This window comes from Frigoribacterium sp. UYMn621, from assembly GCF_040549525.1.
Classification (GTDB): domain Bacteria; phylum Actinomycetota; class Actinomycetes; order Actinomycetales; family Microbacteriaceae; genus Lacisediminihabitans.
In genome coordinates, this window is sequence record NZ_JBEPTM010000005.1 from 194,743 (window position 1) to 215,523 (window position 20,781).

Annotated in this window: 26 protein-coding genes; 13 read left to right on the forward strand and 13 right to left on the reverse strand. The window is 67.5% G+C overall.

Features of this window, described 5'->3' with window-relative positions:
* Positions 1-45: 45 nt before the first annotated feature.
* The gene (locus ABIB54_RS10810; RefSeq protein ID WP_354575511.1) at positions 46-546 is read left to right on the forward strand and encodes an 8-oxo-dGTP diphosphatase; all 501 of its coding nucleotides are present in this window, start codon (positions 46-48) and stop codon (positions 544-546) included.
* Here the strand turns inward: ABIB54_RS10810 and pcp are convergent.
* From pcp to ABIB54_RS10825, 3 genes are read right to left on the reverse strand one after another with little or no spacing between them, the layout of a single operon-like run.
* Complete coding sequence (gene pcp, locus ABIB54_RS10815) at positions 524-1,171, reverse strand: pyroglutamyl-peptidase I (protein WP_354575512.1); 648 nt, start codon at positions 1,169-1,171, stop codon at positions 524-526. The genes ABIB54_RS10810 and pcp overlap by 23 nt on opposite strands.
* The gene (locus ABIB54_RS10820; RefSeq protein WP_354575513.1) at positions 1,171-1,614 is read right to left on the reverse strand and encodes a hypothetical protein; all 444 of its coding nucleotides are present in this window, start codon (positions 1,612-1,614) and stop codon (positions 1,171-1,173) included. The genes pcp and ABIB54_RS10820 overlap by 1 nt, the downstream gene beginning before the upstream one ends.
* Positions 1,611-1,898 (reverse strand): mycoredoxin, encoded by a 288-nt coding sequence (locus ABIB54_RS10825; protein ID WP_354575514.1) that lies wholly within the window; start codon positions 1,896-1,898, stop codon positions 1,611-1,613. The genes ABIB54_RS10820 and ABIB54_RS10825 overlap by 4 nt, the downstream gene beginning before the upstream one ends.
* 188 nt (positions 1,899-2,086) lie before the next feature.
* Here ABIB54_RS10825 and ABIB54_RS10830 point away from each other — a divergent pair, with 188 nt between their 5' ends.
* Entirely contained in the window at positions 2,087-2,494 is a 408-nt protein-coding gene (locus ABIB54_RS10830; protein ID WP_354575515.1) for a four-helix bundle copper-binding protein, read from the forward strand.
* Between the two features lie 62 nt (positions 2,495-2,556).
* Here ABIB54_RS10830 and ABIB54_RS10835 read toward each other — a convergent pair whose 3' ends face one another.
* Complete coding sequence (locus tag ABIB54_RS10835) at positions 2,557-2,910, reverse strand: hypothetical protein (RefSeq protein ID WP_354575516.1); 354 nt, start codon at positions 2,908-2,910, stop codon at positions 2,557-2,559.
* Between the two features lie 210 nt (positions 2,911-3,120).
* On the opposite strand from ABIB54_RS10835, the gene ABIB54_RS10840 reads away from it, so the two are divergent.
* The gene (locus ABIB54_RS10840; RefSeq protein WP_354575517.1) at positions 3,121-3,924 is read left to right on the forward strand and encodes a DUF4433 domain-containing protein; all 804 of its coding nucleotides are present in this window, start codon (positions 3,121-3,123) and stop codon (positions 3,922-3,924) included.
* A gap of 34 nt (positions 3,925-3,958) precedes the next feature.
* Positions 3,959-4,732 (forward strand): DUF429 domain-containing protein, encoded by a 774-nt coding sequence (locus ABIB54_RS10845; RefSeq protein WP_354575518.1) that lies wholly within the window; start codon positions 3,959-3,961, stop codon positions 4,730-4,732.
* 408 nt (positions 4,733-5,140) lie between these two features.
* Here the strand turns inward: ABIB54_RS10845 and ABIB54_RS10850 are convergent, their stop codons facing one another.
* Together ABIB54_RS10850 and ABIB54_RS10855 are read right to left on the reverse strand one after the other, a co-directional pair.
* Positions 5,141-5,425 (reverse strand): YrhK family protein, encoded by a 285-nt coding sequence (locus ABIB54_RS10850; RefSeq protein ID WP_354575519.1) that lies wholly within the window; start codon positions 5,423-5,425, stop codon positions 5,141-5,143.
* A 129-nt stretch (positions 5,426-5,554) separates the two neighbouring features.
* Complete coding sequence (locus tag ABIB54_RS10855) at positions 5,555-6,877, reverse strand: GNAT family N-acetyltransferase (RefSeq protein WP_354575520.1); 1,323 nt, start codon at positions 6,875-6,877, stop codon at positions 5,555-5,557.
* A gap of 71 nt (positions 6,878-6,948) precedes the next feature.
* Here ABIB54_RS10855 and ABIB54_RS10860 point away from each other — a divergent pair, with 71 nt between their 5' ends.
* A complete protein-coding gene (locus ABIB54_RS10860) occupies positions 6,949-8,277 on the forward strand; it encodes a M18 family aminopeptidase (protein WP_354575521.1) in 1,329 nt (442 codons plus the stop codon).
* Between the two features lie 7 nt (positions 8,278-8,284).
* Here the strand turns inward: ABIB54_RS10860 and ABIB54_RS10865 are convergent, their stop codons facing one another.
* Complete coding sequence (locus ABIB54_RS10865) at positions 8,285-11,530, reverse strand: DEAD/DEAH box helicase (RefSeq protein WP_354575522.1); 3,246 nt, start codon at positions 11,528-11,530, stop codon at positions 8,285-8,287.
* Between the two features lie 69 nt (positions 11,531-11,599).
* Between ABIB54_RS10865 and ABIB54_RS10870 the strand changes: the two genes are divergently transcribed.
* A complete protein-coding gene (locus tag ABIB54_RS10870; RefSeq protein WP_354575523.1) occupies positions 11,600-11,890 on the forward strand; it encodes a putative quinol monooxygenase in 291 nt (96 codons plus the stop codon).
* A gap of 58 nt (positions 11,891-11,948) precedes the next feature.
* On the opposite strand, the gene ABIB54_RS10875 is transcribed toward ABIB54_RS10870, so the two are convergent.
* Together ABIB54_RS10875 and ABIB54_RS10880 are read right to left on the reverse strand one after the other, a co-directional pair.
* Positions 11,949-12,593, reverse strand: coding sequence for a histidine phosphatase family protein (locus ABIB54_RS10875; protein ID WP_354575524.1), 645 nt, complete (start codon positions 12,591-12,593; stop codon positions 11,949-11,951).
* 13 nt (positions 12,594-12,606) lie between these two features.
* Positions 12,607-12,945 (reverse strand): tryptophan synthase subunit alpha, encoded by a 339-nt coding sequence (locus ABIB54_RS10880; protein ID WP_354575525.1) that lies wholly within the window; start codon positions 12,943-12,945, stop codon positions 12,607-12,609.
* 57 nt (positions 12,946-13,002) lie between these two features.
* Here ABIB54_RS10880 and ABIB54_RS10885 point away from each other — a divergent pair, with 57 nt between their 5' ends.
* The 6 genes from ABIB54_RS10885 (at position 13,003) to ABIB54_RS10910 (ending at position 17,150) form a co-directional block, all read left to right on the forward strand.
* A complete protein-coding gene (locus tag ABIB54_RS10885; RefSeq protein ID WP_354575526.1) occupies positions 13,003-13,347 on the forward strand; it encodes an MmcQ/YjbR family DNA-binding protein in 345 nt (114 codons plus the stop codon).
* Positions 13,344-14,120 (forward strand): EI24 domain-containing protein, encoded by a 777-nt coding sequence (locus tag ABIB54_RS10890; protein ID WP_354575527.1) that lies wholly within the window; start codon positions 13,344-13,346, stop codon positions 14,118-14,120. Before ABIB54_RS10885 ends, ABIB54_RS10890 begins: the two co-directional genes overlap by 4 nt.
* Before the next feature lie 45 nt (positions 14,121-14,165).
* Positions 14,166-15,170 carry an LLM class flavin-dependent oxidoreductase gene (locus ABIB54_RS10895; RefSeq protein WP_354575528.1) on the forward strand — a complete coding sequence of 335 codons (1,005 nt, stop codon included), beginning with the start codon at positions 14,166-14,168 and terminating at the stop codon, positions 15,168-15,170.
* 295 nt (positions 15,171-15,465) lie between these two features.
* Positions 15,466-15,666: a DUF2188 domain-containing protein gene (locus ABIB54_RS10900; protein ID WP_354575529.1), complete on the forward strand. Its 201-nt coding sequence runs from the start codon at positions 15,466-15,468 to the stop codon at positions 15,664-15,666.
* A gap of 22 nt (positions 15,667-15,688) precedes the next feature.
* The gene (locus ABIB54_RS10905; protein ID WP_354575530.1) at positions 15,689-16,222 is read left to right on the forward strand and encodes a carboxymuconolactone decarboxylase family protein; all 534 of its coding nucleotides are present in this window, start codon (positions 15,689-15,691) and stop codon (positions 16,220-16,222) included.
* Between the two features lie 115 nt (positions 16,223-16,337).
* Positions 16,338-17,150 (forward strand): SDR family NAD(P)-dependent oxidoreductase, encoded by an 813-nt coding sequence (locus tag ABIB54_RS10910; RefSeq protein ID WP_354575531.1) that lies wholly within the window; start codon positions 16,338-16,340, stop codon positions 17,148-17,150.
* Positions 17,151-17,196: 46 nt separating this feature from the next.
* Here ABIB54_RS10910 and ABIB54_RS10915 read toward each other — a convergent pair whose 3' ends face one another.
* Positions 17,197-17,790, reverse strand: coding sequence for a thermonuclease family protein (locus tag ABIB54_RS10915; protein ID WP_354575532.1), 594 nt, complete (start codon positions 17,788-17,790; stop codon positions 17,197-17,199).
* A 69-nt stretch (positions 17,791-17,859) separates the two neighbouring features.
* On the reverse strand, positions 17,860-18,684 hold the full coding sequence (locus ABIB54_RS10920; RefSeq protein WP_354575533.1) for an endonuclease/exonuclease/phosphatase family protein: 825 nt from the start codon (positions 18,682-18,684) through the stop codon (positions 17,860-17,862).
* Positions 18,685-18,739: 55 nt separating this feature from the next.
* Here ABIB54_RS10920 and ABIB54_RS10925 point away from each other — a divergent pair, with 55 nt between their 5' ends.
* A complete protein-coding gene (locus ABIB54_RS10925) occupies positions 18,740-18,988 on the forward strand; it encodes a DUF1653 domain-containing protein (RefSeq protein WP_354575534.1) in 249 nt (82 codons plus the stop codon).
* Between the two features lie 10 nt (positions 18,989-18,998).
* Here the strand turns inward: ABIB54_RS10925 and ABIB54_RS10930 are convergent, their stop codons facing one another.
* Both ABIB54_RS10930 and ABIB54_RS10935 read right to left on the reverse strand, forming a co-directional pair.
* On the reverse strand, positions 18,999-20,204 hold the full coding sequence (locus ABIB54_RS10930; RefSeq protein ID WP_354575535.1) for a cation:proton antiporter: 1,206 nt from the start codon (positions 20,202-20,204) through the stop codon (positions 18,999-19,001).
* Positions 20,205-20,218: 14 nt separating this feature from the next.
* Positions 20,219-20,707, reverse strand: a complete 489-nt coding sequence (locus ABIB54_RS10935; protein WP_354575536.1) for a cation:proton antiporter regulatory subunit — start codon at positions 20,705-20,707, stop codon at positions 20,219-20,221.
* Between the last annotated feature and the right edge of the window lie 74 nt (positions 20,708-20,781).

A 20,781-nucleotide genomic window follows, 5' to 3' on the forward strand; every position in this document is an offset into this window, starting at 1 on the left:
TCCCGTGCCGTCGAACGGGCTATCCGCGGCCCCTATGCTTGCCGGATGCCACTGCCTGAGGTCTGCGTCTGCTATCTGCTTCGGCAGGGAGCACGGGGCGAGGAAGTGCTGCTCGGCCGCAAGAAGTTCGGGCTGGGTGAGGGCAATCTCGTCGGGCCCGGCGGAAAGATCGAACCGGGGGAGACTCCCGAGCAGGCGATCAGGCGGGAGGTCGCGGAGGAGACGTCGATCGAACTCGGCCAGGTCGAACTCGTCGGCGAACTGACCTACCCTTTCCCGTTCAAGCCGGCCTGGAGCCAACGGTCGTGGGTGTTCCTCTGCCGGGAGTGGCGCGGCGATGCCCGGGAGTCCGACGAACTGGTGCCCGAATGGTTTCCGGTGGCCGAGATCCCGACCGGTCGGATGTGGGATGACGCCCGGTACTGGGTGAAGGACGCCCTGGCCGGTCGCTTCGTGAAGGCCACCTTCGAGTTCGGCGCCAACCTGCGCACCGTGTCGTCCTCCGACCACCCGGCATTCCCGATCAGTACTCCGCGCCGCCCCTGATCCGTTCGAGGGATTCCGGTTCTAAGCAGACCTCGATTGCCAGCTCCAGTGCCCGCGCGATGGTCTCGATCGGAACACTCGGATGCGCAGTTCCCACCGCGAGCTCTGGCGAGCTCGGCACGTGAATGAAACCGGCGCGGACGTGGGTACCCGCGACAGTGCGCATCAGGCTGTACATCACGGCGTTGCAGACGAAGGTTCCCGCGGTCTGCGAGAGGGTCGACGGAATTCCTTCGGCAGCCAGCCGCGCGACTATCGCCTTGACCGGCAATCCGCTGAAGTACGCGGCGGGTCCGGCCTCATCGACCGGTTCATCGAGCGGCTGGGCGCCGGCATTGTCGGGAATCCGGGCATCGGCCAGATTGATTGCGAGCCGCTCGGGGGTGATGGCGGGGCGCCCGTTAGCGAGGCCGGTGGCTATGACCAACTCGGGACGATGCTCAGCGATGAGACTCCCGATCAGCTGCGGAGCGCCGTCGAAGGCCACCGGCAGCACCGCGGTGACGAGCCGGATCGGCGAGCTCCACCGGGACGCGACGAGTGCGACCGCGTCCCCGGAGCTGTTCGACGCAGCGCCGTCGAAGGCCTCGAAGCCGGTGAGAAGGATGGTCGAGACCCGGGGCATCACAACAGCACCCGCTTGTAGGACCGTCCATCGTCGAGGGTCACGGTCGTGGCGCTGAGGGTTCCCCGGCTGATGCGCAGGTACACCGCCTGCGCCGTCACCCCGAGGATGCGAGCGGCGTCGGCGACGGATTCCCCGGGAAGTCCCGTCGGCACGCTGCTCGGGCGTGCGGAGCGTTTGCGCCCGGCGGCCAGCCGCTCGGCGATCTGATCATCGGTTCCCTGCCAGCGCCACTTGGCGGCTGCGACTCCGAGGCCTGCGGCATCCGCCACCCGGTCCCAGCCCTCGCCGGCGTCGAGGGAGTCCCGCACCGCCCGCAGCAGGGCGGGATCCCGCTCGAGTGCGAGAGCGGCCTGCCGCACCGCCCGAAGACGATCGAGGGGCTCCGTCGCGGTCTCCAGCGAAGCGAGGGACCGCCGGGAATCCTCGGAGAGAAAACTCATCGACCCGCGGAAGCCGCATCCGTCAGGCGAGCCTGCACCGTCGCGAGCGAGGGATTGGTGGCAGTCGATCCATCGGGAAAGATGAGGGTCGGCACGGTCTGGTTGCCCCCGTTCACCTCCGCGACGAGCTCAGCCGTTCCGTCCACCTCTTCGATATTCACCTCGGTGTAGGGCACGCCCGCACGCTCGAGCTGGCCCTTGAGGTTGCGGCAGTAGCCGCACCAGGTGGTGGAGAACATCAGGACGGAACCTGCGGGAGGCGTGAATTCGGCACGAGTGGGCATACCTCGAGCCTACGACCCTCGAAGCCGGGGTGCGGGGGCCGGCTGTCCCGAGGTCTCACCCGGGGAGGTCACAGCACCGGGAGGGACAGACAACGGCATCCCCCGAGGCGTAGGTTGGAGCCGATCGGGCCGTTACTCAGTACCGCCGGACCCTCCGACGCGAGTCAGCCCAGGCTGGACTGAAAACGATGTCGAACACCGCGATGCAGATGATGGAAATGCACTCCGACGCCCTGCAGGGCATGGACATGGGGGCGATGCAGGAATGCATCGAAGCCTGCTCGGCCTGCGAGCAGGCGTGCACGATGTGCGCCGGCTCGATGGCCATGTCGAAGGAAATGGCGATGTGTGCGGCCATGTGCCAGAACTCCGCCGACATGGCGAACACCATGATGCGCATGATGCTCCGCCCGAACGGCATGAACGGGCCGGCGATTATGGCGATGCTCCAGGCCATGGTGGTGGCCTGCATGAGCTGTGCCGACGAATGCGAGGCGATGGCCGGGATGAGTGCCGACTGCGCGATGTGCGCCGAGGTCTGCCGCCAGTGTGCGATGGCCTGTCAGAAGATGATGGACTCGATGCTCGCAGCCTAGAAACCGGTCGGCACACCTCATCAGCGGGCACCGCGCGGTGACCTCCGCGCGAGCGTGCAGAGTCAGCGCGGTGCGCGCAGCACACTCACCCGAGTCGTGCCGACGGCAAGAGTGCCGTACAGCTCGTGCAGAGCCACCGGTTCGCCGACCGAGACGACCGCACTGAGGTCGTCATGATTCCAGACCCACACGATGTCGGGACGGTCGAGGAGTGCCACGGCGAGCCAGCTTCCGCCGAGCCCGCCGATGGATGCCACGTGAACGACGACTCCGTCGCGCCACTTGCTCGGTGTCGCGGCGGTGGCTCGGTCACGGATCGCGGAGACGGCGTGGCCCGCATCCGCCGACATGCAGGGTGTTCCGGGGGAGTGAGTGCACGGCATGATCGCGGTGACCGGTGGTGTGGTGTGTGACATGCTGGCCTCCTGCCCTGGGGATTCGGATTCGTCGCTTCTTTCCCCCGAGGGTAGGTTGCGGGGCCGGGGATGTCATCCCGCTGCGTAACGCGACGAAACACGGCCGAAGGCTCGACTTGCTGCCCGTGGTGCACCACCGGCATTAAACCTGCGTAACGTTGTCTCTGGAGTGCGCCAACCACGGACTTCGCGCAAATGAGAGGTTCTGCTGTGGCCGAATGTATTCACGGACTCGAAGCGGGCCTGTGCGACCAGTGCTTCCCCAAGGCCGTTCCCGTGCTCGAAGTGGTCACGGCGGCGGGCCAGCGCAACGCGCGGGCCAAGGCAGCGGTGACGCGCCGCGCGGCATCCGCGGCCTCGAAGACTGTCGAGAGCGTGAGCGACCAGCGCATCTACCACCTCACCCACATTCGCAATCTCGCCGGCATGCTCTCGTCCGGGGCGATCCTCGCCGACGGCAACGAGACCTTCAGCGGGCGCCCTGAGGTGGACCTCTCCTCCCCGGAGACCCGGGAATCGCGACGCGCGACTGCCGTATCCGGCCTCGGTAGCGCGAACGTGGCCGAATTCGTGCCATTCTTCCTCGTGCCGAACTCCACGATGTGGGAGGACATCCGCTCGGGCTCCGTCGACGCCCGTCTCTCTCCCGAAGCGCGAGGAGCGGTTGCCGCTGACTTCGTGCTGCTCGTGAGCACGGTGAAGCATGCGACGGAACACACGGATGACGGCGCCATAGTCGTGACCGACGGAGACGCCGCCCACGTGCTCACCCGCTTCGCCGCCTCCACCGAGTCGAGCGAACGGATGCTGCGACGCCTGCGCGCCGACGACAACGCCGAGACCATCGTGGAAGCCGAGCTCCTGGTCAAGGACAGCCTGCCCTTCGAACTGGTGACGCTGGTCGGGGTCGCCAACGATCGCGCGCGGGAAGAGGTGCGCGCGATCCTCAAATCGTCGGAGTACAGCCCGAAGGTCTCCGTCTACCCGCCCTGGTTCCAGAAGCCAGAGGCCTGAGCCCCCGCACCCAACGGGGAGCGGAGGAGCCACCGTGCTGACCGCCGGCGTGGATCTTGCGGCCGAGCCGCGGGGAACCGCACTTGCCGTCATCGACTGGTCGGGGGACTCGGCCCGCGTCGTCGAACTCGAACTCGGAGTCGGCGACGACCGGATCGCGGACGTCGCACCGACGGTGGCATCCCTCGGCATCGATTGCGCCTTCGGCTGGCCCGACGACTTCGTCTCGTTCATCACCCGGCACTCCGCGGGCGAGCCCCTGCAGCGCCTCGCCGCGGAGGGTGGCGGATCGGGCATGGAGTGGCGACGACGACTGGCGTACCGTGAGACCGATCGCGCTGCGCGCGAGCGCACCGGGCGCTGGCCGCTGAGCGTCGCCACCGACCGCCTTGGGCTCACCGCCATGCACTGTGCCGCGCTGCTCGACGCGCTGGCCGGGGTGCTCGGCCCCATCGACCGGGCGGCGGGAGGCGTCGTGGCTGAGGTCTACCCCTCGGCCACGCTTCGACTGTGGGGCTTTTCCACCGTCGGCTACAAGACGGATGCCGCCGTGCGCAGGGTGTTGCTCGATGCGATCGTCGATCGCGCGCCGTGGCTCGATCTCGCGCCGGTGGCCGGAGTCATGACCGCCTCCGATGATGTCTTCGACGCGGTCATCGCGGCCCTCGCCGCTCGCGCCCACGCCCTCGGGCTGTGGCATCGGCCGCCGACCCGGTCCCTCGAGCGCGCCGGTCGGGAGGGCTGGATCGTGCTGCCCTCTGTGGACCTCGCCGAGCTGGCTCCCGTCCCGGGGCGAGCGCTGGCATAGCCCGGCTCCTCTCGTGTGACACGGGTGATTCGACGCGGGTGATGCGACCCGGGTTGAGTTCGGCGCGGACGGGCCTCATCGCGGAAGAGTGCGCATGTCCGGGGATGTCATTCCAGAGGGAGAGAATCTGGCACCTTCACGTTCCCCCCGCCGCCCCGGCCGCTGTCGCAGCACACGATGACTCGAATCCCTCGCCGGCCGCCGGCCTTCCGCACCCGTGACGCCACAGAGAAGACGGACGCAGAGAAGGCCGACACGGAGATAGCGGACACAGAGAAGGCCGCCACAGAGGCTGCACTCGCGCTGTCTCCTCGCCTCGGGTGGATCTCCTCCGTGACATCGTCGCAATCGTCCGTCGTCGCGGTGCTCTGCACTCGGGGAACCGGGGGTTGCCGTAACCCATTACCGTCAGAAGTCCCTTGCGGTTTCTCGTGGCTCCCCTGACCCGATTCGCCCCAGATGGATGCGTCGGGTCAGGCGGATCAGCGGTCTGACGATCATCTGCACACTGCCGATGAGAAACAGGGCGGTGGCAGTGGTCGAGGTCGACGGGGAGAAGAACAGGGCGCTACCGACGATGAACCAGAGTGCGATGAGGATGTCATTGGCGATGCTCAGCGCTTCATAGCGTTGTCGCACGATGAGCTCGTGGTTGCCGACGGCCACGGTCAGGGAGTTGTCTCCGGAATTCATGCAACCAGTCAATCACTCACTCCGCCGACCGACGGGCCGAGAACCCGAGGTCTGCGCCCGCGCGATCCTGAACATCGAACCCGACAATCCCATGCCGAGGTGTCTCTCGCTTCTTGGACTCTCCGGCGCTCAGAACCAGATGCTGAGCCAGGGCGTGACCGGCGAGCGGAAGGAGGCATCGAGGGACGCGGCCGAGCCCGGTCGCAGTTCGGTGATCCGCCCGGCCCGGGCCAGGGTGATGGCGGAAACACCGCCGAGGTACAGGGCCCCGAGGTCGTCGACCGTCAGCGCAATAGCCGCGGCGTCATCCGGAGCCTCGGCGTCGAGATGCTCGACGCTCGCGCTGCCGTCGGCCGCGACGGTGAGGAGGAACAGTCCGTCGGCGAAGCCGAGGTCGTCACTCACGTCGAGCACGAAGACACCGGCCGTGCTGTACCGCCGGGCGGAGAGCGCGACCGGCACATCCAGGATGCGCGTCCACAGGTGTTCGCGCACCCCGTTGCGCTTCACGGCACGGGGATCGGAGACCTGCCAGAGGAGCGGTTCGTCGAAGCTGCGCAACGGCGCGGAGATCGAGGAGACGAGATCCATCTCGAGCAGGAACCGCCAGAGCCCGGCGTAGGCCTCATCGGTGGCCGACACGAGGAAGGTGAGGTCGAGCCGGTGCTTGGTGAAGTCGTCGCCCACCTCGACCACCCGGTACGCGGCGAAACCCTGCAGCTCGCCCTCGTCATCGTCGAATCGCACGACCCGGAGGCCCTTCGCCGATTCGGGATCACCGTCGATGCCGAGAAGCCGTTCCCACAGGAGGTCGGCGAACTCGACCTGGCCCGGGGTGCGCAGCCGCACCCGTTGCACCAGTTCGTAGCCCTCCTGCAGCAGCGTCTCCGGCTCGACGAGGCCGAGGGAGCCGGAGGTCTCCGGCCCGATCCACCGCGCGCGTGTCGTGTCGATGGTCCAGTCGGCGCTCATGACGGAGGGTCCGAATCCGTAGCGGCGGTAGATCGTGGCCTCGGTAACGGTGAGGATCGCCACGGGCACATCGAGAGAGACCGCCGTGCGCAGTTCGGCCTCGAGCATGGCGCGCGCGATTCCCCGACGACGATGGGTGGGCGAGACGGTGACGGCGCTCACGGCCCAGGCGGGGATGCTCATCTCGCCCGGCACGGTGAGGTCCATCACCCAGGTGCTCACGGTGGCCACCGGCGAGTCGGCATCCGCTGCATCGGGATCCCAGACCCCGGTGGTGCGATGGTGTGCGATGTGGGGGAGCTGAACGTCGAGCTTCTCCTGCGACATGCGCGTGCCGTGGAAACCGCGGTTCTCCGCCTGAACCCAGGTGGTGAGTGCCTCACGGTCGGCGGTGTCGACGAGCGAGAAGTCGAGGCCCTGCGCGGCGAGACGTTCGGCGGAGAGGGCATCGATCGGGGCTTCGGCGTATTCGTAGGTCACTGTTCGAGGGTAGCGGGACGCACGCACCGGCGTGCGGGGTCGCGACCGGGCACGCGTGCTTGAATGAGCAGATGACCGCCTCGCCCGTTGCCCCCACGCCGGCGGGTCGTTCCACCGCCGATTCCGCCCGCACCCACCTCGCCGATCTCGCCGCCTTCGTGCAGGCGTCCCCCTCGTCGTTCCACGCCGCCGCAGAAGCCGCCCGCCGGTTGTCCTCCGCCGGTTTCACGGCGCTGGAGGAATCCGAGGACTGGCCGGTTGCCGCTGGTCGATACTTCGTGGTGCGGGACGGAGCCATCGTGGCCTGGATCGCGCCGGACGGCGCCGGGCCGACAACTCCGTTCCGCATCGTCGGCGCCCATACCGACTCTCCCGGTTTCGTGCTCAAGCCCAAGCCAACCACGGCGGCGCACGGGTGGTTGCAGGCGGGAGTCGAGGTCTATGGCGGCCCGCTCTACAACTCCTGGCTCGATCGGGAGCTCGAATTCGCCGGACGGCTCGTGTTCGACGACGGCAGCACCGCACTGGTGCGCACCGGGCCGTTCCTTCGGTTCCCGCAATTGGCGGTTCACCTCGATCGCGGGGTCAACAGCGAAGGACTCACCCTCAATCCGCAGCAGCACCTCAACCCCGTGATCGGTGTGGGCGCGCTGGCGGACACTGATGTCGTCGCCCACCTCGCCGGCCTCGCCGGCCGCGACGGCCGTAACGTTGTCGGCTACGACATCGTGACCGCCGACACCGCGGAACCCCGCGTCTTCGGGCTGGACGACACCCTGTTCGCATCCGGCCGACTGGACAACCTCTCCTCGGTTCACGCCGGACTGGTGGCACTACTGGCTGTCGCGGGGGAGCCGGCTCCAGCAGCAACGGCCCCTTCGATCGCGGTCTTCGCGGCATTCGACCACGAGGAGGTGGGGAGCGAAACCCGATCGGGCGCCGCGGGACCGTTCCTCGAGAGCGTGCTGGCCAGAATCGGCAACGCCATCCCCTCGGATCGCGCACGCGCGCACGCGCAATCCTGGTGCCTGTCAGCGGACGCCGGCCATGCGGTGCACCCGAACTATCCGGAACGCCATGACCCGGTCAACCGGCCCCTCGTGAACAGCGGACCACTGCTCAAGATCAACGCGAACAAGCGCTACGCCACCGACGCGCTGGGTGCCGCGGAGTGGGCGCGAAGTTGCCGCCAGGCCGGGGTGGACTACCAGGAGTTCGTGTCGAACAACTCCGTGCCCTGCGGATCGACGATCGGTCCGATCACCGCGACGCGACTCGGCATCCGCACCTTCGACGTCGGCATCGCGCTCCTGTCCATGCACTCCGCCCGCGAACTGTGCGGGGTCGAGGATCCCGCGGCACTCGCGTCGGCGATGACGGCGTTCCTGGCCCCGGCCTGAGGCCGGTCTATTCGAGCAGGCCGCGGATGTCGTCGGCGGTGAGTGCCGTGCTGAAGACCGCGTCGTCATCCATCACCGCGTCGAAGAGTCGCGCCTTGCGGTCCCGCAGGGCCATCACCTTCTCCTCGATCGTGCCGGTGGCGACCAGCCGGTAGACGTTCACCGGTCGGGTCTGGCCGATGCGATGGGTGCGGTCGACGGCCTGGGTCTCGGTGGCGGGATTCCACCACGGGTCGAGCAGGAACACGTAGTCGGCCTCGGTGAGATTGAGTCCGAACCCGCCGGCCTTGAGGCTGATGAGGAACACCGGCGCGTCCCCGGACTTGAAACGCGAGATGACGTCCCCGCGGTGCAGCGTGGATCCGTCCAGGTATTCGTGGGCGATGCCGGCGGCATCCAACCGGCTCGCCGCCTTCCGCAGGAACGAGGTGAACTGGCTGAAGATGAGGGCGCGGTGCCCCTCGGCCACCACGTCGTCCAGCTGGTCGAACAGCGCGTCGAGCTTCGAGGAGGGGATGTCGGCGTGCGCCTCGTCCACGAGGGACGCGTCGAGGCTCAGCATCCGCAGCAGCGTGAGTGAGCGGAACACGATGAAGCGGTTGCGATCGAGATCCTCGATCAGGCCGAGCAGCTTCTGGCGTTCCTTCTGCAGCACGGTGTCATAGAGCTTGCGGTGCCGAGGCGCCAACTCGACCTGGAGCACCTGCTCCTGTTTCGCGGGCAATTCGGCGGCGACAAGGTCCTTGGTGCGGCGCATCATCAGCGGACGGATGCGACGGCGAAGCTGGGCGATCCGTTGGGCGGCGTGTTCCGTGGACTCACCGGAGGCGATGGGCCGCACATACTCCTCGGCGAACCTGCGACCGGAGGGGAACAGTCCAGGCGCAACGATGTGAAACAGCGACCAGAGGTCGGTGAGGCTGTTTTCCATCGGAGTGCCCGTGATGGCGAGTTTGAACGGCACCTGAAGGGAGAGGGCGGCTTCGTGCGCCTTCGATGCCGGGTTCTTCACGAACTGGGCTTCGTCGAGCACCAGGCCAGACCATCCGAGTGCCCGGTAGTTGTCGATACCCAGGCGGAACAGCGCGTAGGAGGTCACGACGATGTCGGCGCCGTGCGCGAGCTTTGCCAGTGACTGCCGGGTGGTGGAGACACCGCGAACGGTCAGCGAGGGAACGAAACGGGCGGCCTCCGCCAGCCAGTTCGAGACGACGGAGGTGGGGGCGACCACCAGGAACGGCTCGCCCGGCGCCTCCGCCCGGGCGTGGGCGATGAGCGAGAGCGCCTGAAGGGTCTTTCCGAGACCCATGTCGTCGGCGAGGATGCCACCGAGTCGCTGCCCCCAGAGAAAGGCGAGCCAGTCGAAACCCTCCTTCTGGTAGGGACGGAGACTGGCATCGACGCTCGCCGGCACGGGAGTGGACTCGACCGAATCGATCGCAAGGAGACCCTTCGCGGATTCCCGCCACGCCTGCGCTTCGACCGTCTCATCGGCGAGATCCTCGAACTCCGACCAGAGGCTGGCCTGATACCGGCTGATCCGCACGCCGGTCTCCCACTCGGCCATCGCCGAAGCCTCATCGATGAGCCTCTTCAGCTCTTCGAACACCGGCTGATCGAGCGAGAGGTACGAATTGTCGACAAGGAGCACCTTCGAACTGCCCTGAGACAACGCGGTGAAGACCTTGGTGAACGGCACATCCCGACCGTCGATGTGGATGTACACGCCGAGGTCGAACCAGTCGCTGGTGTCGGTGGCGACGGTCGTGAAGGTCAGCTTCGGGATGCCGGTGAGCTCCCGATAGTCGGGGCGCGTCCCCACGGAGTCGACTCTCACACCGTCCAACGCGCCGAGCGTCGGCAGCACCCGATCGACGAACTCTGCCGCCTCGAGCCCCCGCAGGGTGTCATCCGAGAGGGTGCCGAGAACGCGCTGGACGCGCTCGAGCACCCGATGCTCGGTGGTGAAGTCCCGATCATCGGCGCCGCGAAGCGACTTGCGAACTCCGGAATAGTCCCAGTCCCATCCGATCTTCACCGTCTGTTTCGGCTGGTAGGCGATCGTGAGCACGAGTACCGGTGGACTCAGCTTCGGCAGCGCGACCGAGGCATCCGCACTGGCCACGCTGATCGTGCGACTCAGTCTCGGGTAGTAGTCCCGCAGGAACTCGTCGACGTCGGAGCCCGGCACGACGACGGGATCGACCGGCCCGAGAAGCGCGCGCTGCTCCTCCACGAGCGGGGTGGATGTCGCGGCCAGGACGAATCTCGGCCGCGGGACGAACTCCCACACGTAGACGCCGTGGTCGCCGATCGGACCGGCGGCCGCGGCCGGATGCGGCTCCCCGTCCACCCTCAGGATCGGCGAGAGGCGCAGATCCCCGTCGAGCCGGGCATCGATGCTCACCGTGGCGTCGCGCCCGACCGTGACGCTCGTCTCCTTCTTGCCCGTGACCAGCGCGATGTCGCGAGCTTCGGCATCCGCGAGCAATTGCCAGAGCAACGGGCTGTGGAAGTCATCGAGGTAGAGCCAATCGGGCTCCTGCCCGGAGTAGACCTCTCGGGTCGACCGGTGCAGTGCGGCGAACTGGGCGAACCAGCGCTGCTGTTCGGTCGCGAGTGCGAGTCGGTTGGCCTGGTAGCCCAGGGAGTTCCAGGTGACGCCCCCCCGGGTCCAGTTGCCCGTCTCGCTGAGGAGCACTGGCCGCACCCCCAGCCGACGGGTGCCGGTGCTCGATGCGGTGGCGGTCTTCGCGCTGGGGCCGTTCCATTGGCTACGTGAGCGCGGAATCAACTCCCTCAACTCCAGAAGCAGTCCGATGCGGGCGGTCCGACCCCCGGACGACCCGCTGCGATCGGTGAGAGCGATGACGGCGCTCTTCCAGTCGGCCGGTGTCTCGGCCGGGGCCTCGGCCGGCGCGGCGACAGTCTTCACGGCCAGTCCGGGGAGCTGCTTGAGCGTGGTGGTGTTGCTCTGCAACAGCATTGCGGCCACATGCTTGCAGTCGAATCCGACCGGGCAGGAGCAGAGACCACCCGTCGGCTTTCCGGTGGCCGCCGACACGATCGCGCTGCAGCGATAGGGCTGCGGCGCCGAGCCGCTCACGGTTGCGCCCACCACCCGGGTCTCCGGGTTCCAGCTCACACTGGAGACGAACCCTCCGCGGGAGTACGCCAGTCCACGCTGGAACGCGGCGGGGCCGACGAGTCGCTGGATGTCGGTGATGTCGACCATCGGTGCGGCGTCGGGCATTCTTCCATGGTCTCACGAGGGTGCGACCCAGCAGACGGCGCCATCGCGCCTCGAAATAGGATCTTAGGCATGTTCCTCACCATCGCCCACTACACGATCACTGCCGGAAACGAGCGGTCAGTGCTCGAGCTGGTCTCCGAACTCGAAGCCGCCAGTCGCGAAGAGGAGGGCTGCATTTCGTTCGATGCCTACCTGAAGACTGGTGATTCGCAGCAGCTCGTGTTGCTCGAACGCTACGAGAGCGCTGCGGACTTCGAGACCCACCGCGCGTCGCCACACTTCGAGCGACTGGTGCTCGGCCAGATCGTGCCCCTGCTCGCCGCCCGCACCGTGGAGAGTTTCACGCTTCTCGAGGCGTGAACCGCTGCAGTGACCCAGCCGTCCCTGCAGCGGCACACGAGGAGCGGGCGCGAGGCGCCTAGGAGCGGCCGACCGGCTCCCCGGTCGGATCGCCCGCCGCTTCGTCCACGAGATCCGGCCCACCGATCGGCGTGCCGGCCCACGACACCAGGGTCCAGCCCGACTCGGGAGATCCGGCGAGCTCGACCACTCCGGTGTTGTCGAGCTCATGGCTGCCGGCGAAGATCGGGGGCACGTTCGTCGCGCGGCCCGCGGTCCACACCCGGATGGCCGCACCGTGACTGAACACCGCGGCGGTGTCCAGGTGCGACACGGCGGCGATGCCCCGGTCGAAGCGATCGAAGAAGGCGTGACCATCAGTCGCGCCCGGCATCGTGACATCCAGCTCGCCCGATCCCCAGGCGAACGCGGTCTCGAGATACGTCTGAGCGGATGCCTTGTCCGACCGTCCCTCGAGATCACCAGCCTCGATCTCGTGCAGTCCGTCGATCACGGTCGCCTCGGCGAAGGGACGCGCGGTGAGCTGGGTGCGCACCAGTGTCGTGGCGAAGACGCCATCGATCAGCTGGGTGCTGAGTGACTCGGCGACGGCGATGGCCTGACGTTCGCCGAGCGCGGTGAGACCCGGACCGGGGTGCGCCGTATCGAGTTGGCCGAGCACATTGGCGGGGGTCTGTCCGTGACGGATGAGCAGCAGTCGCATGATGTTCTCCAGCCTATGGTTCGCGGATGCCGTCGGTCGGCGCCATCGCCCCGTGCTGCCCGAGCAGGCGCCACACGAGTGTCGTCAGGGGCGGATATTCGAGAGCGATCTGCCGCAGCACCCGGTATTCGCGCGTCGGGGAGGGCCGTTGGCCATCATTCGAGGCGATCGCATCAGCGCGAAGGAGGTAGACGACGAGTTCGTCTTCGGTCGGGAGCTCTTCCATGAACGCCCAGGGATCCTCACCCGCAAGCAGACGCTCGTGAATCACGGTCTCGAGTTCCTGTCGGGCCTCGGCCCGCAGCACCTCCAGGCTCACCCGACCACGAAAAGGGGCATGGTTCGACGGCATCGATTCAGCCTAGGCGCGGGTCCCTGGGAGTGCACATCGATGGGTAGGGTCGAAGCCATGACCCCGGATTCCCTGCGCGAATTCTGCCTCTCGTTGCCCCTGGCCACCGAGACCTTCCCCTTTGGCGACGAGACCTCGGTGTTCAAGACCAGCGGCAACGGCAAGATCTTCGCCCTGTCCGCGCTCAGCTCCGACTCGTTCGACGTGACCCTCAAGTGCGATCCAGAGGAGAGCATCGCTCTGCGGGCGGAGTTCGCCGCGATCATCCCCGGCTACCACCTCAATAAGAAACACTGGATCACCATCCGCCTCGATGGTTCGGTCGAGGACGACCTGGTCGAACAGCTGATCTCCTCCAGTCATGCGCTCGTGCGGCCGCGAATCCCGCGGGCTCGCCAGTGAGGTCGTTCTTCTCGGGGATGGGATATCTCGGTCGCGGCCTTCGACTCTGGATCACTTCACCCCGGCTGATGCTCCTCGGTGCGATCCCCGCGGTCGTCGTCGGCGCCCTTTACGCCACGGGAATCGTGCTCGTCGCGCTCAATCTCGATGCGATCGCCGGCTGGGCGACACCCTTCGTGCGACAGTGGGCGGAGCCCTGGCGCACCGACATTCGCGTGCTCGGATCTGTTGCGGTGATCGGGGCAGTGGTACTGCTCGCGGTCTTCACCTTCGCAGCGGTGACCCTGGCCGTCGGCGATCCCTTCTACGAACGGATCTGGCGCGCCACCGAGAAGTCTTTCGCATCCGATCCCGGCGATGACGGCATGCCGTGGTGGCGTTCGGCGCTCGGCGGTCTTCGGCTCTTCCTCACGACCGCGTTGCTCGGCCTGCTGCTCTTCGCCGGCGGGCTCATCCCGGTCGTCGGACAAACCGTGGTGCCCGTGCTCGGTGCATTCATCGGGGGCTGGTTTCTCGCGGTCGAGCTCAGCGGATTCGCCTTCGATTCCCGCGGAATCGACCTGAGGGGCAGACGACGGATGCTCGCAGCCCGCCGGTCACGAACCCTGGGTTTCGGGGTGCTGACCTACCTGCTCTTCCTGGTGCCCTTCGCTGCGATCGTGATCATGCCCGCGGCGGTCGCCGGCGCGACCATGCTGGCGCGCGATGCCCTCCCGGACGTCGGATCGCGCCCGCCACCCGCGGCCGGAACATCCGCCAGCGCAGACGAATAGTCAGCGGGCGGGAACGAATCGCGTGCGAGATGCGTTGCCGAGAGTATGACGATCCCCCTCTCCATCCTCGACCTCGCTCCGATCGCCCCCGGGCAGAGTGTCCGGGATAGTTTCGCCAGCAGTGTTCGCCTCGCGCAGGCCGCCGAAGCCAACGGCTACACCCGGGTCTGGTATGCCGAGCACCACAACATGCCCACGATCGCGTCATCCGCCACCAGCGTGCTCATCGGCCATGTCGCCGATCACACCTCGACCATCCGACTCGGCTCTGGGGGAGTGATGCTGCCGAACCACTCTCCGCTCACGATCGCGGAGCAGTTCGGGACCCTTGCAGAACTCCATCCCGGACGCATCGACCTCGGACTCGGACGCGCCCCCGGCAGCGATCAGAACACGGCGCGAGCGATGCGACGCGACCCCCGCTCGTCGGACCAGTTTCCCGAGGACGTGCTCGAACTGCGGGCCTTTCTGCGCGGCGAGTCGATAGTGCCCGGAGTGCAGGCCGTTCCCGGCGGGGGCACGGATGTTCCGCTCTACATCCTCGGATCCTCGCTCTTCGGTGCCCAGCTTGCCGCCGCCCTCGGCCTCCCGTACGCGTTCGCCTCGCACTTCGCCCCCGATGCCCTGCACGATGCCATGGCGCTGTACCGCAGCGAATTCCGGCCCTCGCGCCAGCTTCAGGAGCCGTATGCGATCGCGGCGGTCAATGTGATCGCATCGGAAGACGAATCGGATGCGCGGCAGCAGTTCGAGACCACCCGACGCGCGCGGGTGCGCAGCCTGATCGCCCGTGGACCCTCCGCGATCGACTACACCGACGACCAGATCGATGCCTTCCTCACCACACCGGAGGGGCGGAACATCGCCAATATGATGCGCTATTCGGCAGTCGGCACCCCCTCGGAGGTACGCAACTTCCTCGGGGAGTTCGCGGCCTCTGTGCAGGCGGACGAACTTATCACGGCCCACCAGTCGCGAGACATCGACGACAGGCTCCGCTCGGTGGCGCTGACCGCGGAGGCGATGCGAGCCCTCCAGCCGGTCGAGTAGGAGCGCCAGCGACGTGTCGAGACCCGTCGTGCCGGTCGAGTAGGAGCGCCAGCGACGTGTCGAGACCCGTCGTGCCGGTCGAGTAGGAGCGCCAGCGACGTGTCGAGACCCGCTGTGCCGGTCGAGTAGGAGCGCCAGCGACGTGTCGAGACCCGTCGTGCCGGTCGAGTAGGAGCGCCAGCGACGTGTCGAAACCCGTCGTGCCGGTCGAACAGGAGCACCAGCGACGCGTCGAGACCCGTTACCTCGAAGAGCCGGGGTGGCGCGAATGCGGTCCCGGGCGCACTCTAGAGACATGACTAACGGCGACGTGGAAACGATGGACAAAGACGGCCAGTGGGTGAACCGGGTGATCGGCGAGCCGGAACGCAGCGAGAGCTACAGCAGCAAAGAGGAGGCGATCGAAGAGGGACAAGCGCTCGCCGACCAGCTCGGTACGACGCACACCGTGCGCCCGGCAGTGGCGATGGGCGACATCACCGATCCGCAGGAATAGTGCGCGCCGGTCAGGTCTCATTGTGAGCGCCTTCATCACGCCGCCCCGGCGAATTCCGTTCTTCCTCCGTGTCGGCCTGTGGGTGGCCGAACGCACCACAGGAGAGCACCTCCTTGGCCCGCGGCTCCTCAGCTGGTATCCGCGGGCGGCGATCGGCTCCGGCATCCTCGAGTCCCTCGTCGCCCATCATGACGGGCGGGTCACCGAGCGAATGCTCAAGATGGTGCGCCTGGCCGTCTCGTTCACCGTCGAGTGTCCGTTCTGCATGGGCCTGAACGCCAACGGCTGGGAGAAACTGATCTCGGAGGATGAACTCGCCGCAGTTCAGGGACGGCGCCCTCTCAACGACGTGCCCTCCCTCACCCCGGAAGAGCGACTCGCTGTCGAATACGCCCGGCTGGTCTCCGCGACTCCCCTCGCCTTCCCGCACGGTTACGGCGAGGTGTTGCGCGCTTCGTTCACCGAGCGGGAGATCGTCGTGCTCGCCACTACTGCTGCCCAGGTCAACTACTGGGCGCGGGCGCTTCAGGCGCTGGGTGCGCCAGCCGTGGGCTGACCTTCGCACGCTGAGCTTCGCCCGGGTTGAGCTTGGGAAAGCCTCCGCGTCGAGCTGGCGCAAGACACGGGTCCCACTGGTGCGAATACCCAGCCGCCGCAAGTGATAATCGACAATGCCCGAAACCATCATCATCACCGGAGCCAGCGATGGCATCGGTGCCGCCGCCGCCCGCGAACTCTCCTCCCAGGGACACACCGTCGTCATCGTCGGTCGCTCGCCCCAGAAGACGGCGAGAGTCGCGGATGCCCTTGGCGCCGAGCACTTCGTCGCGGATTTCTCGAAGCTCAGCGAGGTGCGCCGCCTCGCCGCCGAGCTGCGCGAGCGTTACCCGCGCATCGACGTGCTCGCCAACAACGCCGGAGGCATCTTCGGCGACCGCACCATCACCGAGGACGGCCACGAACTCACGCTCCAGGTGAACCACCTCGCACCCTTCCTGCTGACCACCCTGCTGATGGATCGCCTGGTCGAGAGCCGGGCGCGCGTCATCAACACCTCGAGCGTCGCGAACCTCAGCGGCACCATCGACATCGACGACCTCGACCTGGCCGCCCAGTTCAGTGCAGGCAAGGCTTACAGCAACGCCAAGCTCGACAACATCCTCTTCACCAAGGAGCTCGACCGCCGCTTCGGCGCGGACGGCATCAGCACGGCGGCCTTCCATCCCGGAGTCGTCGCCTCGAACTTCGCCAGCGAATCGACCAGTCCGCTCCGTGTGATCTACCGCAGCATCCTGCGCCACACCCTGATCTCGAACGAGAAGGGTGCCGATACCCTGGTCTGGCTGGCGACGACCACCCCCGGCACTGACTGGACGCCCGGCGAGTACTACATCAAGCGCAAGCCCGGACGCACCAACCGGCAGGCGGATGATGCGCAGCTCGCGAGCGCCCTGTGGGAGCGCAGCGCGGAGATGGTCGCCTAAGGCAGAGGGCTCGTCCGCCAAGCCCTCTAGAGCGTCGGGGACCGCACTACGCACACGCCCCCGACCACAACCCGAGCCTCGCATCCCTGGCACGCGCCACTGCCGCCTGCACGGTCGCGAATCCGGCCACGTTCTGGCCGTAGCGCACTGCTCGCCCGAGACCCTCTTGGGCCAGCACCTCGCTCACGTTCTGCCCGCTCGCCGTGACGACCGTTGCCAGCGTGCGCCCGTACTGGTCCACCCTTTCCGCGTCGAAGACCAGCCCGACCGTCGATCCCACGGGCGCCAACTGCTTCAGTCGAGCGGATGCCTCGGGCCCCATGCACTGCACGGGCGTGTTCTCTTTGACCGTCTCGGGCGTGTCGACGTTGAGCAGCCGGATGCGCGTGCGCACCCCGCCGAGGGAGACATCGAGGGTATCCCCATCCACGAGGTGGGTGACCCGGCCCTGCTCGGTGGGGATCAGCGGTGGTGGAGAAGCAGCCGCATCCGACGACAGCGCGGGAGACGGAATTCTGGGGAGGTCTTGACCAACGCCCGCAGTCTGGAGCCTTGGCAGCACGAAGACGATGAATGCCGCGGCGATCACCACGATCGTGAGGAGCAACGGAGCAGAGCTTCCTCCACGTCGCTGGTCCATGGCACAACGGTAGCGTCTCCCGTGCTCTCTCGAACCGATGCCCGCACCCTGTCCGAGGCGGTGCGGTTCTCACTCGGGCAGGGTGACGATCGCCTGCACGGGTGCGTGGTCCGAGGGCCAGGCACCGTCGAACCGGGCGACGTTGACGCCCGCGCGGCACACCGAGATGCCGGATGTCGCGAGGATCCAGTCGATTCGCTTGTGATCGAGTCTTGGTGGCTTGTAGTCGGGGAAGGTGCCCCACGCCTCCGAGACATGTTCTGACGCGACATCCCACGTGTCCACGAGGGTGCCCCCGGTGGTGATGGCCTGGTAGGGGAGTGAGCCGACGCTCGTGTTGAAGTCTCCGGTGACGAGGGCCGGTAGGGAGCTGGCCGCGACGATCGCGCGCACTTGAGTGGCGGAATGGATGCGGGCATTGCGGGACCGGTGGTCAAAGTGGGTGTTCAGTGCCCGGAACTCGACGCCCGTCTCCCGGTCACGAAAGACGGCCTCGACGAGCACGCGCGGAACCTTGTTGCCCCAGGTGGTCGAACCGCTGGCCTCCGGAGTGTCCGAGAGGGCGGTCTGCGTCCAGTGCAGCATCGCGAGACGTCGACCGTCATAGAACAGCGGGCATCCTTCGCCGCCTCGGTCGGCGTTGCGTCCGTAGCCCACGGAGCGGTAGCGGGTGCCGAGGGCATGGCGCAGGAACGCGGCCTGGTCTGGAAGGGCTTCCTGAACGCCGATGATCGTGGGCAGCTCCGCCTCGAGTAGTCGAGCCACCAGCGGCCGGCGCTTGACCCAGCGGTCCGGATTGCCGGGCAGGAGGCGCGGCATCCTTCGGCGGATGTTGAAACTCATCACCTGGAGCTCTGGCGCGGTGACGGGGCCGAGGAGGGGAGTATCCGTCACGCGCCAAGCCTACGGTCGACAGCTGCCGCGCGTGCGCAGGCGCTAGCCTTCACGGATGGTTGACACGCACGATGGTTCGGCCGCGGAGACTTCCTCCGTCCACGCCGGAACATACCGCCACTACAAGGGCAATCTCTACGAGGTCATCGGGGAGGCAACACACTCCGAGACCGAGGAGTCGCTCGTCGTCTACCGTGCGCTCTATGGGGAGTTCGGGCTCTGGGTGCGGCCTCGCGAGATGTTCCTCGGCGACGTCGACGTGGATGGCCGGAGGCTACGTCGGTTTGCGCCAGTGGATGCCTGATCCGTCGGGATCAGCCCGGTTCCGACGCGACCCCGGCTGCGCGCACCCTCTCCTGCCGGGCGCTGATGCGGCGGCGGAACCAGGCGGCGTCCGTCATCCGGGCCAGAACCGGTCCGGCGATCACGGTCAGCAGCACGTAGGCGGTCGCGAGCGGGGCGAGTCGCGGCTCGATGCCGGAGCCTGCCGCGAGGCCGGCGATCACGATCGAGAACTCGCCGCGCGGAGTCATCGCGAATCCGGTGCGCCACCGGCCGGGAACGCCGATTCCCGCGGCCGCCGCCGCGCGGTAACCGGTGAAGGTCTTGGTTGCGATCGTCACCACGGCGAGGATCGCCGCCGGAAGCAGCACCGGAGGGATGCTGGCCGGCTCGGTTGAGAGGCCGAAGAACACGAAGAACACCGCGGCGAACAGGTCGCGCAGCGGAGAGAGCAACTGCTGCGCGTTGTGCGCCACCCGGCCGGAGAGCGCGATCCCGACCAGGAACGCGCCGACCGCGGCCGAGACGTTCACCTCCTGGGCGATGCCGGCCACGAGCATCGTGAGCCCGAGCACGCCGAGAAGAAGCGATTCCGAGTGGTTGGCGGCGAAGAGCCGGGAGATGATGCGTCCGTGCCGCAGCGCGAGGTACAGGATCACCGCGACGACGAGCACGGCGATGACCAGCGCGGTCGCTCCCGCGAGCATCCCGGCCCCGATCACCAGCGCCGACAGCACGGGAAGGTAGAAGGCCATCGCCAGGTCCTCGATCACCAGGATAGACAGGATCGTCGGCGTCTCCCGGTTGCCCAGTCGACGCAGGTCCCGCAGCACCTTGGCGATCACCCCGGACGACGACACCCAGGTGATTCCGGCCAGAGCGACTGCGGCGACCGGGCCCCACCCGAGCACGAGGGCGCAGAGTGCGCCGGGCAGCGCGTTGAGGACGGCATCCAGGATTCCCGCCCTCCGGGAGCTCTTCAGGCTGGTGACGAGCTCGGTCGGAGAATATTCCAGTCCGAGCATGACCAGCAGCAGGATCACACCGAGTTCGCTGCCGAAGGTGAAGAACTCGTTGCCGGCATCGAGGGGCGCGAATCCGCCGACACCGAACGCGAGCCCGGCGAGGAGGAAGAACGGGATCGCCGAGATACCGATGCGGTCGGCCAACCGTGACAGCAGGCTGAGACCGAGCAGTACAGCCCCGACTTCGATGAGGAGCAGGGCGGCGTCATGCATCGGCGGAGGGGATATCAGCCGTCGGTGAGAACGCGGGCGAGGGCGTCGAGCCCGGGGCGGGTGCCCACCGCGACGATGGTGTCGCCGGCCACGAGGGGAGTGTCCGGGGTGGGTGAGGGGATGACATCCGCGCCCCTCACGATCGCGACGATCGACGTGTGGGTGCGCGTGCGGGCCTTGGTAGCGCCGAGGACCTCGCCGGCGTAGGGAGAGCCGGCGGAGAGGAGCAGCTGCTCGGTGAACAGTCCCGCGGCCTGCTCGCGGATGCCCGCGAGTTGCCCGAGCATCAGGGAGGCCCCGAGCACATCGGCGAGGGCTGCAGCCTCCTCGTCGCTGAGGGCGATGGAATCCACGGCCTCGTCCGGGTCGTCCACACCGAACAGGGCGAGTTCGCGCTCTCCCGACCGATGGGAAACCACGCCGATGCGGCGACCCTTCTTGGTGATCACGTCGTGGCGCGTGCCGATGCCCGGCAGGTCCACCTTCTCGACTCGTACGCTCACGCGGCAACCCTAACAGCCGGGCCGGTCCTGCCAGGCAGAACTTCGACGTGCCGGATTGCCCCACTCGCGCCCAA

Bases quoted from the DNA above. Each gene is read 5' to 3' on its own strand.
- ABIB54_RS10810 (WP_354575511.1), top strand. From the start codon at position 46: ATGCCACTGCCTGAGGTCTGCGTCTGCTATCTGCTTCGGCAGGGAGCA.
- pcp (WP_354575512.1), bottom strand. From the start codon at position 1,171: ATGCCCCGGGTCTCGACCATCCTTCTCACCGGCTTCGAGGCCTTCGAC.
- ABIB54_RS10880 (WP_354575525.1), bottom strand. From the start codon at position 12,945: ATGCCGTCGAACCATGCCCCTTTTCGTGGTCGGGTGAGCCTGGAGGTG.
- ABIB54_RS10865 (WP_354575522.1), bottom strand. From the start codon at position 11,530: ATGCCCGACGCCGCACCGATGGTCGACATCACCGACATCCAGCGACTC.
- ABIB54_RS10910 (WP_354575531.1), top strand. From the start codon at position 16,338: ATGCCCGAAACCATCATCATCACCGGAGCCAGCGATGGCATCGGTGCC.
- ABIB54_RS10875 (WP_354575524.1), bottom strand. From the start codon at position 12,593: ATGCGACTGCTGCTCATCCGTCACGGACAGACCCCCGCCAATGTGCTC.
- ABIB54_RS10895 (WP_354575528.1), top strand. From the start codon at position 14,166: ATGACGATCCCCCTCTCCATCCTCGACCTCGCTCCGATCGCCCCCGGG.
- ABIB54_RS10850 (WP_354575519.1), bottom strand. From the start codon at position 5,425: ATGAATTCCGGAGACAACTCCCTGACCGTGGCCGTCGGCAACCACGAG.
- ABIB54_RS10860 (WP_354575521.1), top strand. From the start codon at position 6,949: ATGACCGCCTCGCCCGTTGCCCCCACGCCGGCGGGTCGTTCCACCGCC.
- ABIB54_RS10830 (WP_354575515.1), top strand. From the start codon at position 2,087: ATGTCGAACACCGCGATGCAGATGATGGAAATGCACTCCGACGCCCTG.
- ABIB54_RS10915 (WP_354575532.1), bottom strand. From the start codon at position 17,790: ATGGACCAGCGACGTGGAGGAAGCTCTGCTCCGTTGCTCCTCACGATC.
- ABIB54_RS10930 (WP_354575535.1), bottom strand. From the start codon at position 20,204: ATGCATGACGCCGCCCTGCTCCTCATCGAAGTCGGGGCTGTACTGCTC.
- ABIB54_RS10820 (WP_354575513.1), bottom strand. From the start codon at position 1,614: ATGAGTTTTCTCTCCGAGGATTCCCGGCGGTCCCTCGCTTCGCTGGAG.
- ABIB54_RS10825 (WP_354575514.1), bottom strand. From the start codon at position 1,898: ATGCCCACTCGTGCCGAATTCACGCCTCCCGCAGGTTCCGTCCTGATG.
- ABIB54_RS10870 (WP_354575523.1), top strand. From the start codon at position 11,600: ATGTTCCTCACCATCGCCCACTACACGATCACTGCCGGAAACGAGCGG.
- ABIB54_RS10885 (WP_354575526.1), top strand. From the start codon at position 13,003: ATGACCCCGGATTCCCTGCGCGAATTCTGCCTCTCGTTGCCCCTGGCC.
- ABIB54_RS10835 (WP_354575516.1), bottom strand. From the start codon at position 2,910: ATGTCACACACCACACCACCGGTCACCGCGATCATGCCGTGCACTCAC.
- ABIB54_RS10925 (WP_354575534.1), top strand. From the start codon at position 18,740: ATGGTTGACACGCACGATGGTTCGGCCGCGGAGACTTCCTCCGTCCAC.
- ABIB54_RS10900 (WP_354575529.1), top strand. From the start codon at position 15,466: ATGACTAACGGCGACGTGGAAACGATGGACAAAGACGGCCAGTGGGTG.